Below are 17,540 nucleotides of genomic sequence, written 5' to 3' on the forward strand. Positions count from 1 at the left end.
TTAACATTGCATAGGCACTCGTAGAGTTTGACAGATATTAAAATATCATAGATTCTCAAAAAATGCTCCTACGTAAGACGACGCCAATTCTCTTGTTCATAAATGGGGCGAAAAAAGAGAGGGTAAACGAGTCCGACTTTGGCGCTCAACATGTAACGTGAAGTCCTCATTTCCATATACCACAGGCTGGCCAAAGCCTGGGTTTACTAGCACTCCATTGCTCCCTCACAGGTGGTGTAGATTCCGACCGACCACCGCGGTTCCATCAATTCCATAGCCACTAGCTAGCTATTGAGCTGCCCATCGGCATACCTTCCCGGTGCGTAACCGCCAGGGTTTCACCGAAAACTACTGAAACGGCCTTGCCCCGTTTTTTGGGTATTGGGGCTCAAGATGAACCATTTGTTATCGCATTTGAATCATTTGTTATCGTCGGCAAGGGTGTTCATCCCCTACCTTTGCCTGGGTCATAGCCGGCAAATACCGGGCTGGCCGCTTGGGCTGGTAGTGGCCAATGGCCTGCGGTAATCCAGCCGGCTGGGCCATACATCATCCTATAATCTAATTAATCTACGCTGATGAAACATGCCTACTTCCGACTGGGAGTGCTGCTGGCCCTGTGCCCGCTGGTCCAGCTTGCCTGTGGCCAGAGTCTGACCCTCACCGGGCGTAATCCCGTTCGCAATGCCCGCTCGGCGCTCCCAACGACCAACGTGGCCCTGACCTTCAGTCAATCGTTAAGCACCAATGCCGCCAGCCTGAGCGGCCTGCGGATGTTCAGTGCCCAGCGGGGTGGCCTGCTGCGCAGTGGGCAGGGAGGCAGCGCCAGCGTGAGCGGCAGCACACTCACCTTTAACCCAACTTTAGATTTCAAGCCGGGGGAGACCGTGTTTGTCACCAGCACGACGGCCATCCAGAGCACCACGGGTGCTCGGCTGAGCCGGGGTCAGGTCCACCAGTTCACCACCGGGGTGGGGGGGGCGGACGGGGCAACTTCACCCCACCGGCCACTAACCCGGACCCTGGGGTGGGCAGTGGTCCTTTTAGTGTGGCGTTGGGGGATGTGGACGGGGATGGGGATCTGGACTTGCTCACGGCTAATTTTGGCAACTCCACCGTCAGTGTGCGGCTCAATAATGGGTCGGGCAACTTCACCGCTCCGGCCATTAACCCTAACCCTGCGGTAGAGCTTCAACCCTATAGCGTGGCGTTGGGGGATGTGGATGGGGACGGGGATCTGGACTTGCTGACCGCTAATGCGAGCAACGCCACCGTGAGTGTACGGCTCAACGACGGGTCGGGCAACTTCACCCCACCGGCTACTAACCCTAAGCCGGGGGTAGGGAGTACACCCTATAGCGTGGCGTTGGGGGATGTGGATGGAGACGGGGATCTGGACTTTGTAACCGCTAATTTTAGCAGCTCCACCGTCAGTGTACGGCTCAATAATGGGTCGGGTAACTTCACCGCTCCGGCCACTAACCCGGACCCTGCGGTAGGGGATCTACCCTATAGCGTGGCGTTGGGGGATGTGGATGGGGACGGAGATCTGGACTTTGTGACCGCTAATTCGCGGAGCTCCACCGGAAGTGTACGGCTCAATGGTCCCCTTGTCCTCACCCTCACTAATTTATTGGCCAGTCCTACTCCTGTCTGTGCGGGTCAACTCCTGGCGGTGACAGCCAGCGTGAGTAACTTCAGTGGCAGCTACAGCTACACCCTTTCTAACGGCAGCGCCCCCCTCAGCGGCACGGCCACCACCTCGGCCTTTAGCCAGAGCCTGACAGTCACCGGCTCGGGGGTACAAACCTTCACCCTGACGGTCAGCAGCCAGGGACAAGTGGCCACCGCCACCACCTCTGTGACGGTGCCGAGCCTGTACAGTGTGAAGGCGGGCGAGTGGACCGATGGGAGTGTGTGGTCGTGTGGGCGAGTGCCGCTGATCTGGGATACAGTAACCTTGCATCATGCGGTGAGTTTACCGGCCACTTACCAGGGGCAAGCCTTGTGGGTGATCTATAGTACCACGGGTCGATTGACGTTTGGTGGGGGTAGTGGGTTGAGACTAGGCGGTAATTAGCTCATCTGAAGAGCTGAGCCCTCGGCTTATCGAGCGGGTATATCTCAGGTTTTGAGGGTCGGTCATCAGTTCAGTGGTAGGCTATTTGGTTACTCCTGGCAGCCAACCGAAACGAGCTATTGTCTCATAATAACGCTCCTACGTGAGACGAAAAAGGTATTCTACATCTGCTTCCTCTCAACTAGGAACCATTGGCGTTAATTGTCAAGTGTGGCTCTGGTCTATTTTGCTGTTAGAAGCATCCTCGTAACCTGATCAAACCCCGACGATGAGTGCCGTTTAAAGGCCTCAACTGAGCGCTTGAAACAAAGCGTTGGTAGGGGTGTACTTTGACAAAACCGGTGAATGGATAGGCTAAACCCCGGCGGTGGTGGGAGTTGAGAGGGTTCTTAGGTATCGTATCCGGCTTGGTTACTTGCAGAATCTACCCCAAAAGCACTTGTCTTTCGTCCACGCTACACGGGCAGCATCGATCTTGTTAACTGGAATCAGTTATCTACGCCAGAAGTTTCGTTAAACCAGCTACTTCCGCTAGACAGGGTTGTCCGGTTTTCGCTCTATTTGTGATTCCCCTAACTTAACGCTCGGTCAGCTTATCAAAACTACCCTGTAGAAGCTCGCTGACAGTCACAAACTTGAGCAGCTGAAGAGGTAAAATTTCCCCCATCATCAGGCAATGCCTTTTTGGTTTTATTAAACAAATCAGGTGGACGAGTTGATTATTCACCAGTAACTAGTTACTTTCTGGTAAATTTTTTCCGGCTATTCAATGGAACAAACCTGGTTATTGGCTCACCTAGCCAATAAAATACACAGTTGCCGCTCGAATGGATTCCTCATTTCGTTCCGCGGGCCCTTTCGTTTCAATCAGCAACGTGCTTGTGCCGATCTGATTTGGGATCGGCCGTCAAGTTGGCTGGCCTTGATGGCTTCTCCCATCCCCCATCAGCCCGATTTTCAGCCATCCGGCCAGATCACCCTTCGAGATGGCCGATATGATTACAGAGAACCCTATTTCAAGGTCTCTCCAGCAGTCGATAGAAAGTCTCTTTTTGGCTCCTTCGCCAGCGTTGACAGGCTAGTTCTTGATCTGGAGGCAACGATCAGAACAAAGCGATGAGTCGAATCAACCCGATCGTGGTGGCTCTGTTGCTGCTGATGGGCCTGGGCCAATATCCCCTTCAGGCCCAACAAGTCATGCCCCGCTTGATTCGCCAAATTGCCAAGCCGCCTACGCTGGATCCCCTCACCAATGGTATGGCCGAGGATGCCACGGGTACGATCTGGTTGGCTACCGCCAATGGAGTCACTAGTTTTGATGGGCGACGGTTCCAGACTTATCATGATCCGGATCTTCCACAGGGTGACTTTTACTATGATGTCATGCCCTCGCCCGATGGTCGGATCTGGTGTAAACCCAAGACGGGCAATACCCTCACCTACATTGATCGGCAAGCCAACCGCATGGTCCGCTTGCCCGATTCGACTCCACTAGTCAAGCAGTACCTGGCCGAAATCGGCTGTAACTACGTCTATGTCGACGCGGAAGGCTTTCTCTGGGTCGGACTGCGGGGCCGGGGCTTGTTGCGGGTAAATCCCAGGACCTATGCTGTCGATCACGTCATTACCGAAAAATTACACGTCCGCTGGATTACCCAGGATCGTCGGGGCCTCATCTGGTTTACCACCGTGCAGGGCGTCTACAACTATGATCCGGCTACCCGCCAATCCGCCTATTACGGGTTTAATGCGCTCTATCCCGCCCAGTCGCTGAGCGAGTTTTATACATTAGGTATTAAAGCCCGTCCCGACGGAACAATCGTGGTGGGTTTAGACAATCAAATCAACCTCATTACCCCGGCAACCGGAGCAGTTGGCCGGGTAAGCCTGATTCCCTCCACCCACGTGTTTTCGGTGCAGGAAATTTTTGATTTTCACCTCGACAGCCAGGGGAATACGTACTTTCTAACCCATAACGGGGTGTTCCGCTACCGCCCTCAGGGGCAAATGCAACGGGTAGAATTTAACTCGCCCATGCACCCCATCCAGTCGATTCATACCTCGCAGGCCCGGGGAACCAATCGGCTCTGGATCAGCTGGGGGGCGAGTCTGTGCGAATACGATTTAAATCAGGTGCGGGCTGTCCCGGCCCTGAATCTACTCGATGTGTTCATTGACGGCATTCGACTCGAAACCTCGACGACTGACCAGCGACTGGAGCGGGATTCGCTAGGCCACCCCACGCTAAGGGTCTGGGATGCGGATTCGCTTACCCTGCGATTTGCCCCCCGGGTTACTCCCCAACCCGCCCGGTTTCGCTACCGGCTGTTGGGTACTGGCCAGCCCTGGCAAGTCGTGACGGGCGTTGACGTAACGGTTGGCTACGACCTCTCCCCCGGTAGCTACCGCCTACAGGTCAATCAGCGGGCTGCTGCCGGTGTTTGGTCGGAGGCTATGGCTACCCTGACAATCGAGGTGAACGCGCCGGTCTGGAAAAAAGCCTGGTTTTGGGCGCTGATCCTGCTGATGAGTGGCGGATTGGCCTATTGGGCCTTTCAGAGCTGGCACCGACGCCAGCAACTTCGCCAGCAACTGACCCGTCGGGAATTCGAAGCCGCGACCTTGCGCCAGGTTGATGAGCTGAAAACACGATTCTTTGCCAACATTACACACGAGTTCCGAACCCCTCTGACGCTCATTCTGGCCCCCACGCAGCAATTACAGCAGGCCTATCCCCAGCCGGACGCCCAGCGGGCCCTGCGGTCCATTGAAAAAAATGCCTATCAGCTGCTGGAGTTAATTAACCAATTGCTGGATCTGTCCAGGCTTGAATCGAAGGCCATGGCGGTCAATGAGTCCAGGGGGGAGCCGGGGCCAGTGGTCGGGGGAATCCTGCAGTCATTTCAAGGGCAGGCCGAAGCCAAACAGATTACCCTGCGCTACCAGCATGAGCTACCCGGGGACTACTGGTTTGATCAAAACAAACTGGAACGTATCGTCTACAATTTGGTCGCCAATGCCCTCAAATTTACGCCCGCCGGGGGCAGCGTGCAGGTGGCTCTACGGGCGATGGATTCCGGGGTGCAGATCAGCGTCGCCGACACGGGTATCGGCATCGCTGCCGATCAGGTACCCCATATCTTTGACCGTTTCTTTCAGGTTGATGATTCGAGTACGAAACAATCCGAGGGTACGGGTATCGGCCTGTCGCTGGTGCATGAGCTGGTGGTTATCCAGGGGGGGCAGATCGAGGTACGCAGTGCGGTCGGTACCGGCACTACGTTTGTGGTGCAGTTACCCTATCGATCGGTTCCGCCAGCTACCAGCCCCGATGCACCAGCGATGCCTGCCCCGCCACCGACTGCTGCCGAGTCGCTGAGCGCTCGTGCCGATTACGAGAACCAGCCCCTGCCCACTGACCGAGCCGACAGCCAGCCCGTTGTGCTACTGGTGGAGGATAATGACGAGTTGGCGGATTTTATCCTCCGAAGCCTCCCCCCGTTGTACCAAACGTACCGGGCTGCCAACGGCGCCGATGGGATAGAGCAGGCGTTGGCGCTGGTGCCTGATTTGATCCTCTCGGACGTGCTGATGCCGCTGATGGATGGGTTCGAGATGACCCGGCGACTGAAAACTGACCAGCGGACCAACCACATCCCCATTGTGCTGCTAACGGCCAAAGCGGCCGTCGATAGCCTACTCCAGGGCTTAAGCCTGGGGGCCGACGATTACCTGACGAAGCCCTTTCTGGTGAGCGAACTGCAATTACGGGTGCGTAATCGGCTGGAGAGGCAACAACGCCAGCGTGACCGACTAAAAACCCAGCTCAACACGCTGCCCGGACCCGCCCAGGAACCCGGCATTGAAGGGGAGCCTGACCCCTTTATGGAGCAGATCTACCGGATACTGGATAGCAAGCTCGACGATTCGAGCTTCGGGGCGGAGGAGCTGGCTATCCAGGTCGGCATGAGCCGGGGGCATCTTTACCGCAAACTGAAGGCGCTCACCGATTTGTCGGTCAATGAAGTTATCCGGAATTACCGGCTCAATCGAGCCAGTGAGTACCTGCGCCTGGGGCGTCCCATCGCCGAAACGGGGTATCTGGTGGGCTTCGAGAGCCCGTCTTATTTTACCAAGTGCTTCCGGGAGTTATATGGGTTGCCCCCATCGGATTACTCCGCCCGTCCGAACTAACCCGCCCCATCCTTCTTTTTGTCGCCAAATAGCCCGGAAGTGGGCTATTTTTTTGGGGGGATGCGACAGGATTTATAGTCGATGTGACAGGAGTGACAGAGCAAGCCGGTCCGATGACCGAAGTTTGTGGACGATCCAGGGTCGGCTCAGGTCTGACAGCCCTACACCCCGGTAGTGCTCGACGCCCCCGGGCGGCCATGCGCTGGCAAGTCTGTCGTCATTGGGTCAGCCCCCTGACCAGGAATGTCTACTGACCGGCCTGCAAACGACCATTCGTGGGCGCGGATACGTTAAGCTCAGGACCCGATCCAGTTGACTGGGTCCAATGAGTTAGCCAGCCCCAATACAAGTAACCCCGTTCGAGTTTAACCCGATTCTCAGCCTATACACCAAACGCCGGTGCGGACAAGATTACCCCCTTTCGCATGTTTAGCTAGTTGGTCATGTATAGCTAGTTGGTTTCGCTTCTCCCACGGCTGGGGGGCAGTACCTTAGCGAGACCCCTACCCCGATTCTGTTCATCAATGATTCACTGCTTACTCTAAACTTCGTATGAAAAGACTTTTAACCCTCCGTTCTGTTTTACAGCATCCCGCTTCCCGCCTGGCGGGGCTCCTGCTAAGCTCTGGGCTGCTGGCTTTCAGCACTCAGGCGACTACCTATCCCGTCACCACCACGGCCAACGCCGGGGCGGGCTCCCTTCGACCGGCCATCCTGGATGCCAATGCGGACGCATCAGCTACAGCAGCTAATCCGCACGTGGTTACCTGTCCCCTGCCTACCAGTAGCACCAGTAGTGGAGGTAAGGCCAGCCGCTGCGGCTGGCTACAGAACGGCAGTATCACCATCCTTTAGTCAACTCTTGTCAATGGGCGCTCAAAGAAAATTGATCTGGCTCTCCAGGACCACCTGCGATGCTCCTAGGCCGGGTTATTCATTACCTGCATCGATTACTCTAGATAGGACATATTCAGTTATACTAAAGCCTACTCATGCCCATGAAACACATTTTTCTTTTGTTATGCTGTCTGACGTTAGTGACAGGGCTCATTAACCGCCTCCATGCTCAAGTATCCGCTAGTGAATCCAGTGTTACAGCCAACCCGTCCACACAGGAGGTTAATTTATTCGTCCTTGTTACTGTCACGGTAAGGGATGATCAGGGAGCCCCCGTTGTGAATGTACCAGTTACAGTCAGTTCCGACCCCTACACCGGCGGAGGAAGGTTCAATAATACAAACGCTCAGGGTAAGATCAGCTTCTCGGTCACGTCGAATCAAGCGACCACAGTAACTTACAGCGCCATTGCAGATGGTGTGACTATTGACCAGACCGCCAGGGTCGTGTTTACACCGCGCGTATTTTCGCCCACCCAGTTTACAGTGACTGGTGGAGGCAGTTATTGCCGCGGAGCTGCCGGTGTTAATGTGGGGCTGTCAGGCTCTGAGAATTCCATTACGTATCAACTCTATCGTGATAATGTACTATTACCGGAATATACGGTACCTGGAACAGGAGCCCCCATCAGTTTTGGCAACCAGACCATACCGGGCACCTACACCGTGCGAGCCTCTGGTTCAGCTGGACCTGTGCCGATGAACGGCACAGCTGTTGTTAGTAGTAGTCCCCCGCCCACGGTGAGCATCACCGCTAATCCCTCACTCACTATTACCCAGGGGCAAACTATTCAGTTGACTGCTTCGGGAGCTAACTCCTACAGTTGGTCCACTGGGCAAAGCACGGCCAGTATATCGGTCAGTGTAGCGGGTCCCTTTACGGTAACGGCCACTTCTGGAAGCTGTTCCTCGGTGAGTAGCGTGGTCGTCCGTGTAAACCCGCTGCCGTGTAATTCGGTGGTGTATGTCACTCAGAATGGAACGGGTTTGCAGACCGGCGCTGACTGGAGCAATGCCCTCTCGGGAACGGCTTTGCAGGGGGCGCTGGCTACTGCTTGCAGCAGCATCACCTTTCTGGTGGGAGCAGGACTTTATAAACCGACCACCACTACGGATCGTACCATCAGCTTCTCGATTACTTCTGGAATACAGGTTTATGGAGGGTACACGGTGGGTACTACCACACGGACCACCAATCCCTCTTCGACGACCTTCTCGGGGGATATTGATAGTGACAATACGCTGGCAAATAACACTTACAAAGTAGTGCAGACCTTTAGCACGGGTGTGGTGCTGGATGGCCTGGTGATTACTCAGGGTAATGCCCGGCCACTAGGTAATCAATTTGGTACGTCCGGTGGGGGAGGCCTGTTTGCCAACAATGCGTCAATTAGCCTGCGGTCGGTGCAGTTCATCAACAACGCGGCCAAAGATGGGGGTGGGGCCCTTATCATTGAGGGGTCTGTTAACCTAACCAATTGCTTTTTTAGCCAAAACACTGCGAAAGATGATGGAGCCGGCTTGTATGTCGTCGGCGTCGCAACAGGCAATCTGGCTAGTTGTAGTTTTAGTGGAAATTCTGCTGGCAGTCAAGGAGGAGCGTTGTTTAATGGTCGCTGTAGTCCCACGATTACCAACTGTAGTTTTAGCGGAAATTCTGCTGGCAATCAAGGGGGAGCGATGTATAATTATGGGTTTAGCGATAATGCAAATCCCTCACTCATTAACTGTAGTTTTAGTGGAAATTCTGCTGGTCGTCAGGGGGGAGCGATGTATAATTATGGGCGTTACGGCACGACAAGCCCTACACTTACCAACTGCATTCTGTGGGGTAACCAGGCACCTGCAGTTCGTAATGAGGATGACGCCAATCCCACCTACCGCTATACCGATTCCCAGGATGGTGTTCAAGCGGGCGATGGCAACCGGTCAATAAACCCCTTGTTTGCCGATGCCCCTAACGGCAACCTGCAACTCAAGGCCTGCTCCCCACTGATCAATGTGGGTGATAATTCAGTCAACACTGGCTCAACCGATCTAGTGGGAAATCCCCGGCGATTCAATAGCGGAATTATCGATATGGGGGCTTATGAGTATCAGGGTACCTCCGCCATCCTAGGCATCACTCAGCAACCACCCAGGGGTACAGCCGTCTGCCAGGGAGCCACCGTTACGGCTACCGTTTCAGTGAGTGGGGCTAGTCCCACCTACCAGTGGTACAAAGATGGCGTCTCACTAGGAACCGCCCAGCAAAACGCTACCTTGACGCTGCCGGGCGTTACGACCGCTCAGGCGGGCAGTTACTCGGTGGTGATCACCAATGCTTGCAACAGTGTTACATCCACGGTCTTTAGTCTGACAGTGAATCCCTTTGGCCCCGACTATCAGCCCCTGGTTGATCTCTACAACGCGACGGGCGGGGCGGGGTGGACCAACAAGACCGGCTGGCTCACCGGCTGCTCGCCCTGCGGCTGGTATGGGGTCACCTGCACCAATGGTCAGGTAACCGAATTGAGCTTGCTGAACAATAACCTGGTCGGCACCATTCCAGCTAGTCTAAGTGGGTTGAGCGGGCTAACCCTTCTGGAAATCGGCAATAACAGCGGGCTGACCGGCGGCATTCCCTCCGGCATTGGTAACCTGACAGCCCTGCGAATCCTTAACCTGAGCCAAACCACCCTAGGAGGCACCCTCCCTACCAGCCTGGGCCAGTTGAGCCAGCTCCAGGCACTGTTTCTCAATCACAGTGGACTCAGCGGACCCCTACCGGCCAGTGTGTCAGCTTTGACCAACCTGCAAGGTCTTCTTTTGAATAACAATCAGTTAAGCGGCTGCTTTCCGGCCAGTTATACCGCTTTGTGTGGAAAAACTGTAAGTTTCGCTAGTAACTCTAATTTGCCCGGCGGGGGTAACTTTGCGGCTTTTTGCAACAGCGGGGCGGGCAGTGACTCTTTTCTACCCCTGGCCAAGGCCAGTCCCAACCCCGTCTGCGCGGAGAGCCCCGTTAGCCTGAGCGTTACCACTGGTACCTCCTATCAATGGAATGGGCCTGGGGGCTTTACGGCCACCACACAAACGCCGAGCCTGACGGCCACCAGCAGCGGGCTCTACTCGGTGACGGTGGGCAACGGCAGTCCCAGCTGTAGGGCTACTACCAGCGTCAGCCTGACGGTCAACGCCCTGCCTACCCCTACGATTGACGGGTTAAAGGCCAGCTATTGCCAGGATGCGGCCCCCGTTTCGTTAAGCGGGTCGCCTTCCGGGGGGGTGTTCACCGTTGACGGAACGACTGCCCTGACCTTTTCACCCAGTAGTTTGTCGGTGGGCCAGCATACGGTAGTCTACAGTTATATCAATGTCAACGGTTGCTCGGCCACCACAAGTCAGACCGTCTCGGTGAACCCAACGCCCACTCCTGCCTTGGTAGCTAGCGGTACGATCACCTGCGCTCAGACCAGCGTGACCCTAACCGCTGGGGGTGGTACGTTTTACGTCTTCAGCGGTTCTGGAATCCTCACCCAGAGCCCAAACTCAGGCACGGCGCTGGTGAATGCAGGTAGGCTTTACTCGGTCACCGTCACCAATGCCAGTGGCTGCGCCAGTACTACCAGCCAAACGGTGAGTCAGACCACGGTTCCTCCATCGTTGAGCATCACTCCGACTTTGGCCACGATCACCTGTAATAATTCGGTGGTGAGTTTGTCGGCAGTGGGTGCGGGCATCTTTCGCTGGAGTACGGGAGAAATTACTCCCAGTATCAGCGTGACGGCAGGAGGCCCCTACTCAGTCACGTTAACAGGAGCTAATGGGTGCACAGCGGTAGCTACTCGGCAGGTGGATCAAGATACCGCTCCGCCTACGGCCCGCATTAACCCCGGTAGCGCGACGCTGTCCTGTAGAAGCCCAACAGTGAGTCTGAGTGCCAGCGGAAACGGGAGCTACCACTGGAGTACGGGAGAAACTACAGCCAGCATATCGGTGAGCGTGGCGAGTACATACTCCGTTACCCTGACAGCCACTAATGGCTGTACCTCGACGGCCAATGCCGCTGTCACCTATCAAAACTGCGCCCCGACTGTTGCCAATACGATCCCGCCCCAATCGGCCACGGTAGGCAATGCCTTCAGCTATACCATCCCGGCCACTACATTCACTGACCCCGAGACGCCTAATAGTCTTACCCTGGCAGTGGTGGGGCTACCTGCTGGACTTAGCTTCGTGTCCCCCAACCTCATTACGGGTACACCTTCCACGACCGTAGGCACGCCCTTTGGCGTGACGGTAGCGGCTACTGATCCGGAGGGGCTTACAGCCAGCACCAGCTTTTTGCTGAATGTACAGCCTCGCGGCTTTGCCATCACCGGAGTGACCATGCTGGACTGTAACCACATCAGCTACTTCGAGCGGCGCATTAACTTCACCGTCAGCTTCGAGGGCACTAATGGTCAGCCCATCAGCCTCTCAGTGGTCAATGAGACCAGAACAGTAGCTATCAATGAGCCCTATCAGTTGAACCTGTTTACGGATAACCCGGTGATTGTCTTCAAGGCCAATCAGCAGGGTACCTCAGGTGAGGCTACAGTTGCCTACAACTGGCTGGCGTATTGTGCCAATGGAAATCCCAGAGTGGAGAATGCCCTTGCTCCTCAATCGGCTACGGTAGGACAGGCTTTCAGCTACACCATTCCCGCCAACACCTTTACTGACGCCGAGACACCGGGTAGCCTGACGCTATCAGTTGTCGGCTTACCCGCTGGTCTAAGTTTTATGGCTCCTAACCTGATTACAGGCATCGCTTCAGGTAGTGCCACTGCGTTCTACAGTGTGACGGTAACGGCTTCCGATCCGGCAGGTGGGTCAGTCTCGACGATTCTTCCCTTTAGTGTAGTGAACCCAGGTGGCTGCGGCAGCATGTTCACCCTGAAAGCAGGCGATTGGAACGATGCCAGCGTATGGTCTTGTGGCCGGGTGCCATTGATAACTGACGTAGTGAGACTGAATCATGCCGTGGGTCTGCCGCCTACGTATCAGGCACAGGCCTTGCGAGTGATCTACAGTGTCACCGGCCGGTTGGTGTTTGGGGCCAGCAGTCGGCTCAAGCTGGGGGGGAACTAGCGCCTGACGGTAGGGGTAGTAGCTGTATGCGCCTTGTACAGCTACTACCCCCATCTACCCCTATGAAGCCCTAAAATCATCTATTTACCCTGCTCCAGTTTTCGGTATGAAACCAACGCCCTACTTAAGACCCCACCATCCTCATAGTCCGCCCCAGGTGAGCTGGACGCTGGCTGAAGGCAACTATACCCATGTATATTTTCATAATGGGGGCTACTACCTGTCGGCTATCACCCTGGGAACGATCTGCCAACGGTTTCCCTATTTGATCCGGCTGAGTAAACACAGGGCGGTGGCACCTGGTCTGATTGTGAGCTGGCACAGGAACGAGGCTCGACAACTGGTAGTGGAGTTGGGCGGCAGCGGTCGTCAGCAGGAGGTGGTTATTCCTCGTCGGCGCGTCCGGGAGGTCAAGCAGCTTTTACGCGAGCTAGGGGTCTAGTTTGGGCTAGGGCTGGTTATCTGGACTTGCAACTGGACTTGCTACCTTTTACTGGACAGGAAAATAAGTAACATTTGTCTAGAAATGTAACAACTCTAAACTCACAAATCCTTCCCATGTGAGACGAAGGAAGTATCATGAATCTGCGTCAAAATTGGGGCGTTTCAGGAGATTGAAAATTAAATGCTGGAGCCATTCAGAAATGAGCCTGGAAGAACCTAAGAGAGGTTTCCTATTAAAACTGGTTTACTTTCTTCTAAGCCCGTTTGAAATCAACTAACCCACTCGCCCGTTTTTATAGCTTGGATAAGAAATCGTCAATGCGCTCAGCTAAGGCTGAGTTATCGGTGGCAATATCGGTATGTGTTTTAGGATAGCTATAGAGTGTAAACGTTGAGTTCAGTTGAAGCTGAGCCATTTTCTGTTCCAACTCACGGCCCTGACTGATGGGAACGATGGGGTCATTTAAACCCATATGCAATTGGGTTAAGGGTAAGTGCTGGGCGAAATAAAGCGGGCTGGATGCAATTAATTTGCTTCGACAGGCCGCTAAACTAGCGGAGTTAGTTTTGAGCGCATTTAAAAATTGGCACTGGTAGGTTGGGTCATTTTCATGTTGAGCCGTGAGCGTTACTAAATCCGTGGGGCAGACCACGCCCACGACCCGTTTTACCCGTTTATCGCGTATGCCCGCTAAGAGCGCTACCGTGCCGCCCCGGCTACCTCCTCGTACAGCCGTTCTGTTAACATCTGCGCTTGTTTCGGTTTGTTGAATCAAGTTCAGAAACGCGATGGTATCATCGGTAGCCCCATCAAAGGCATCGCATTGGTCGCCCTCCGAAACAGGGGATGCATAAAGGGTGCCGTTTACGGTAAGGGCTACTGATTGGCCCCTCAGAGCTGGAATGGCTAATATAAAAGGCGTCTTGGCCAAGGCGCTATCGACGGTGAGGGAAACTGAATTGGTCGTTATACCCAACCCGAATCCATTGATCAATAGCCGAACGGGCAGGCGGTTAGCTCCTTGAGGAATGAGTAAAGCGCCATATTGCTTAATACCGGCCACCACATAAGCCACCAGTTTGAGGGTAAATTTTCTATTCAGGAGTTTACTCTCTTGAACGAGCTGGTAGTTGGTGGGTACTAACTCTCTTTTTTGCCAGTCCCTACTAATCTGAGCAAGTTCTGCTTGTTGAGGAGCCGCAAATAATACCTGCTTGTCAGCCTGAGGCTGGACGTCCTTTTTAGTACAGGATAAAACGATGGTAATCAAAGCTGAGAGTAGAAACCGTTTCAATTTGAGGAGGTTTTATCGTGTTGGTAAAGGTGCAGGGATAAGTCAAAGAGTCAAAGTTAAATGTTGTTAACGGGTGAAAGGCTGAGTTATCTTACCCGCTGAATCCTTCAAAGGAGTTTATACCATACGCCGGTTATTCTCTTCAACCCCTCCAAGCTGAGACGAAGGAGTGATTTAACATTTGTGCCCAAAAGGTCGTGCCTGCTGCGATTTGATAGGTAACCGTTGAATCATCTTCGACTAGGCAAATAACCATGTTTAGTCAATTCTTCTTTTGTCTCGATGGGAAATAGTAACCCATCAACCAAGATATAGTTCCGATTCGTTACCGCCCAGACGTTTTCGTAATAATGGTCGGTTACAAAAATACCCTTGCTAGCCCCTAATGAGCCAATGATGTCCTTGATGATCGGGTGATAAAGGGGATCGATCATGGAAAAAGGTTCATCCAGCATCAAGAAAGGGTGATCTAGATAAGCGACTAAAAGAAACTCGAGGTATTTTAGTTGACCCATGGAAAGCGAACCAATCCGCTGATTGTCAAAGGAGGCCACCCCCGGCGAATAAAACACCCGATTTTGAGTTTCCCCATCAGGAATCATCAGGGGAATAATATCCCTGACTTTGAGGCCACTCGGTAAGAAGCTATGCTGGGGAAGATAAGCGATGAACTTTCGAGCAATATTGGTGGCGGGATTGAAGGGCCGCGTATCCAGATAGAGTGAGCTGGCAGTTGCCTTCATGGTGCCAAACAGAATCTTCATCAAGGTGGATTTGCCTGATCCATTTCGGCCAAAAATACCGACCGTTTCCCCTGTTGCTAGCTCTAGATTCTCCAGGTTGAGAATGGCTCGCTTGCCGAAACTTTTCTGGAGTTTGTCGATGGCTAAGTGCATATCAGCTCAGTAGAAAGGCTCCCAGTAGTATCGTGGGATGGTCTAATAAATCGGGACACTGCGAGTGCTTAACTTCGCAGAGTCGTGAAAGAACAAAAAAACACCAAATCGGCTTCCCGCCGAAAGTATGACCAGGACTTCAAGACTGAAGCCCTACGTATGATCGCCAATGGACGTAGTGTACTCCAGGTTGCTCAAGCGCTAGGTTTGGGCGAGAACTTACTCTATCGCTGGCGTAGCCGACAAGAATCGTCAGGGACAAAGGGGAAAGAAAAGGTAGATAGTCCACTAGCCATCGAAAATGAGCGATTGCGGCATCAATTGCGGCAGAGCGAAGAGGAGCGGGAAATTTTAAAAAAAGCCTTAGCCATTTTCAGCCGACAGACTTGAGATTGATTTATCAATTCATCAATCGATACGCCACTGAGCACCCTATTCAGATCTTATGCAATGTGTTGAATGTCAGCCGAAGTGGGTTTTATAGGTATCAAACTGGAGAGACCTATCAGCCGACTGATGAGAAGAAGAAATTAGCGGAGACGATTCAAGCCAGTTTCCGCGACCATTACTGACGATACGGTAGTCGCCGGTTAGTGGAAGAACTTCGGGATCAAGGTTATCAGGTCGGCCGCTTTCAAGTTCGACAGCTTATGCGAAAAGAAGGCCTACAGGCCATTCAACCGCGAAGCTTTGTACCGCGCACTACTGATAGCCGCCATAATGGACCTTTCAGTCCTAACTTGTTGCTGGACGCTCCACTACCAACGGCTCCAGGTCTGGTTTTAGTGGGTGACATCACCTACATTGCCTTAGCTGGGGGAGAATGGGCTTATTTGGCTGCCTGGATGGATTTGTTTAGCCGACGCATCAAAGGTTGGCAGCTAGAAAAACATATGGAGGCTTCGTTGGTGCATAAGGCCCTAAAAAAGGCGTTAGTGGCTTATTCGATTCAGGAACAAGCTATTGTTCATTCGGATCGGGGCGGTCAATACATCGACAAGGGCTTTCGTCTGACCCTGAATGACAATAAATTACGGCAAAGTATGAGCCGTCCTGATGATCCATATGACAACGCTTTTATGGAGTCCTGCTGGTCGAGGCTGAAAGCTGAATTGATTCAAGACGGCTTATTTCAGAATCTAGCCGATGCCCGAACCGAGTTATTTGAGTATATTGAATGTTACTATAACCGTAAACGAAAACACTCATCGTTGGGCTACCGAAGCCCAGAACAGTTTGAAAACGAGTATTATCTAAATTTGTCAAAAACGAAGCACTAAACTGTCCCGCTAAACCGGACCACCCCACATTTCCTGAGATTGACATAAACTAGTGAATGCCCTAATTAGGACTAACGTATCAGCTGATAGAAGTATCGTATTGTATCTGGTTGCGCATTATTCATAGGAAGATAGGCCGAAGCTTCTATCATTCGATGTTCGCCAGCTCCTGTGTGCTTAAATAATCGCTTTCCATGACTAAAGTAGAAGACGGTTATCGTCATGGTTTTTGCATTAGCTTCTGGTGCAGGCGTGTTTAACCACCTATCGGTAAAAAGGAGTGTATCATTTCTAAAAACTTTATCATAGTTACCATTCTGATTACCAATTTCAACCACTTCAGTATAGCCAATTTGAGAACCTAATTTTGTGCCAGTTGGAGAAACAACTTTCTCTAAGCTCCATTTACCTATTAAATATTGGGTAATTGGCCCTCCAGCATCAAACCCAATATTTTTTTTGCACCCAGTGGCGACCAAAAGCAAGAATAAAGGAGCTGAAATTCTGGAATGATTTCTCATCGCTTATCAGTTTTTGCTAAGACCCCAACAATTGGCTATTAGTTGAGGTAAACTTACTTAAATTATTCACAGTTAAAGAGAGTGATTAGTCAAAAGATGTAATTTCAATCTTAATAGCGTTTCAGTAAGTGCTTAATTGATGAAGCAGATAGATGAACGCTCGCTCGTCTCACCTGGGAGGGTATTCTGAGATTGAAGCCACAAAAGTTGATGACTTTCTGTCGAGTGACTATTTTCGTTCTTTCCCAAAACACGATAGCAAAATACTATGTACCAGCATAGTTTTCTCTAAACGTGGATCAGTATGCCGGTCAAAAGCCTATATTTATCCAGTCAGTTAAACATGTAGATTAAACTTATGAAAGGATCATTACTTTTTGCTCTTGTCATTGGATTGGCGCTGGCTTGTCAACAGGAAAAGACTACTTCTGTCGGTACTACTACCGACCCTAATGACCAAGCGTCAAAGCAGGAACGAAACAAACGGATCGTGCTAGCTCGAATGCACGGATTTGAGACAGGCAATGTGGATTCAGTCATCAGAGCCGAAAATACGGTTGTCGATTTTATCGACCGTCGAGAAGGCAGTATTCCTAAAAAAGGGATTCAGAACGCCCGAGCTGGTTTACTGCAATTGATGAGAGCCTTTCCCGATTATAAGGGAACCAATTTTATGGCCGTAGCTGAAGGCGATGATGTCCTAGTTTATGGAGAATGGAGCGGTACCTGGAAGAATGATTTCCTAGGCCAGAAAGCCACAGGTAAGTTCTTCAAGACCAATGATGTCGCTATTTTAAAGTTAAACTCAGAGGGGAAAGT

10 protein-coding genes and 3 pseudogenes are annotated in these 17,540 nt (G+C 52.6%); 9 read left to right on the top strand and 4 right to left on the bottom strand.

The features are described 5' to 3' along the window. Positions 1-554: 554 nt before the first annotated feature. A complete protein-coding gene (locus tag IC229_RS34360; protein WP_190893479.1) occupies positions 555-734 on the bottom strand; it encodes a hypothetical protein in 180 nt (59 codons plus the stop codon). Between IC229_RS34360 and IC229_RS36255 the strand changes: the two are divergent. The 6 genes and pseudogenes from IC229_RS36255 to IC229_RS34385 all read left to right on the top strand — a co-directional run. After that, a pseudogene (locus IC229_RS36255) lies at positions 714-908 on the top strand (hypothetical protein); the annotation flags it as partial. The gene IC229_RS34360 and the pseudogene IC229_RS36255 overlap by 21 nt on opposite strands. A 68-nt stretch (positions 909-976) precedes the next feature. Further along, positions 977-2,080, top strand: a pseudogene (locus tag IC229_RS34365) (FG-GAP-like repeat-containing protein); the annotation flags it as partial. A 1,116-nt stretch (positions 2,081-3,196) separates the two neighbouring features. Continuing rightward, entirely contained in the window at positions 3,197-6,274 is a 3,078-nt protein-coding gene (locus IC229_RS34370) for an ATP-binding protein (RefSeq protein WP_190893463.1), read from the top strand. A 552-nt stretch (positions 6,275-6,826) separates the two neighbouring features. After that, on the top strand, positions 6,827-7,129 hold the full coding sequence (locus tag IC229_RS34375) for a hypothetical protein (RefSeq protein ID WP_190893465.1): 303 nt from the start codon (positions 6,827-6,829) through the stop codon (positions 7,127-7,129). A 320-nt stretch (positions 7,130-7,449) separates the two neighbouring features. Next, positions 7,450-12,285, top strand: coding sequence for a putative Ig domain-containing protein (locus IC229_RS35995; protein ID WP_317171698.1), 4,836 nt, complete (start codon positions 7,450-7,452; stop codon positions 12,283-12,285). Between the two features lie 106 nt (positions 12,286-12,391). Continuing rightward, positions 12,392-12,727 carry a LytTR family transcriptional regulator DNA-binding domain-containing protein gene (locus IC229_RS34385; protein WP_190893468.1) on the top strand — a complete coding sequence of 112 codons (336 nt, stop codon included), beginning with the start codon at positions 12,392-12,394 and terminating at the stop codon, positions 12,725-12,727. 295 nt (positions 12,728-13,022) lie between these two features. Here the strand turns inward: IC229_RS34385 and IC229_RS34390 are convergent, their stop codons facing one another. Together IC229_RS34390 and IC229_RS34395 are read right to left on the bottom strand one after the other, a co-directional pair. Further along, a complete protein-coding gene (locus IC229_RS34390) occupies positions 13,023-14,024 on the bottom strand; it encodes an alpha/beta hydrolase family protein (RefSeq protein ID WP_190893470.1) in 1,002 nt (333 codons plus the stop codon). Between the two features lie 230 nt (positions 14,025-14,254). Further along, positions 14,255-14,920, bottom strand: a complete 666-nt coding sequence (locus IC229_RS34395; RefSeq protein WP_190893472.1) for an ATP-binding cassette domain-containing protein — start codon at positions 14,918-14,920, stop codon at positions 14,255-14,257. 84 nt (positions 14,921-15,004) lie between these two features. Here IC229_RS34395 and IC229_RS34400 point away from each other — a divergent pair, with 84 nt between their 5' ends. Next, complete coding sequence (locus IC229_RS34400) at positions 15,005-15,310, top strand: transposase (RefSeq protein WP_190893474.1); 306 nt, start codon at positions 15,005-15,007, stop codon at positions 15,308-15,310. Between the two features lie 194 nt (positions 15,311-15,504). Then, a pseudogene (locus IC229_RS34405) lies at positions 15,505-16,200 on the top strand (IS3 family transposase); the annotation flags it as partial. 71 nt (positions 16,201-16,271) lie between these two features. Here the strand turns inward: IC229_RS34405 and IC229_RS34410 are convergent. After that, complete coding sequence (locus IC229_RS34410) at positions 16,272-16,721, bottom strand: hypothetical protein (RefSeq protein ID WP_190893475.1); 450 nt, start codon at positions 16,719-16,721, stop codon at positions 16,272-16,274. A 358-nt stretch (positions 16,722-17,079) separates the two neighbouring features. Between IC229_RS34410 and IC229_RS34415 the strand changes: the two genes are divergently transcribed. Continuing rightward, a partial coding sequence (locus IC229_RS34415; protein WP_190893477.1) for an ester cyclase occupies positions 17,080-17,540 on the top strand: 461 nt, incomplete at its 3' end.

Source organism: Spirosoma profusum, from assembly GCF_014699005.1.
Classification (GTDB): Bacteria; Bacteroidota; Bacteroidia; order Cytophagales; family Spirosomataceae; genus Spirosoma; species Spirosoma profusum.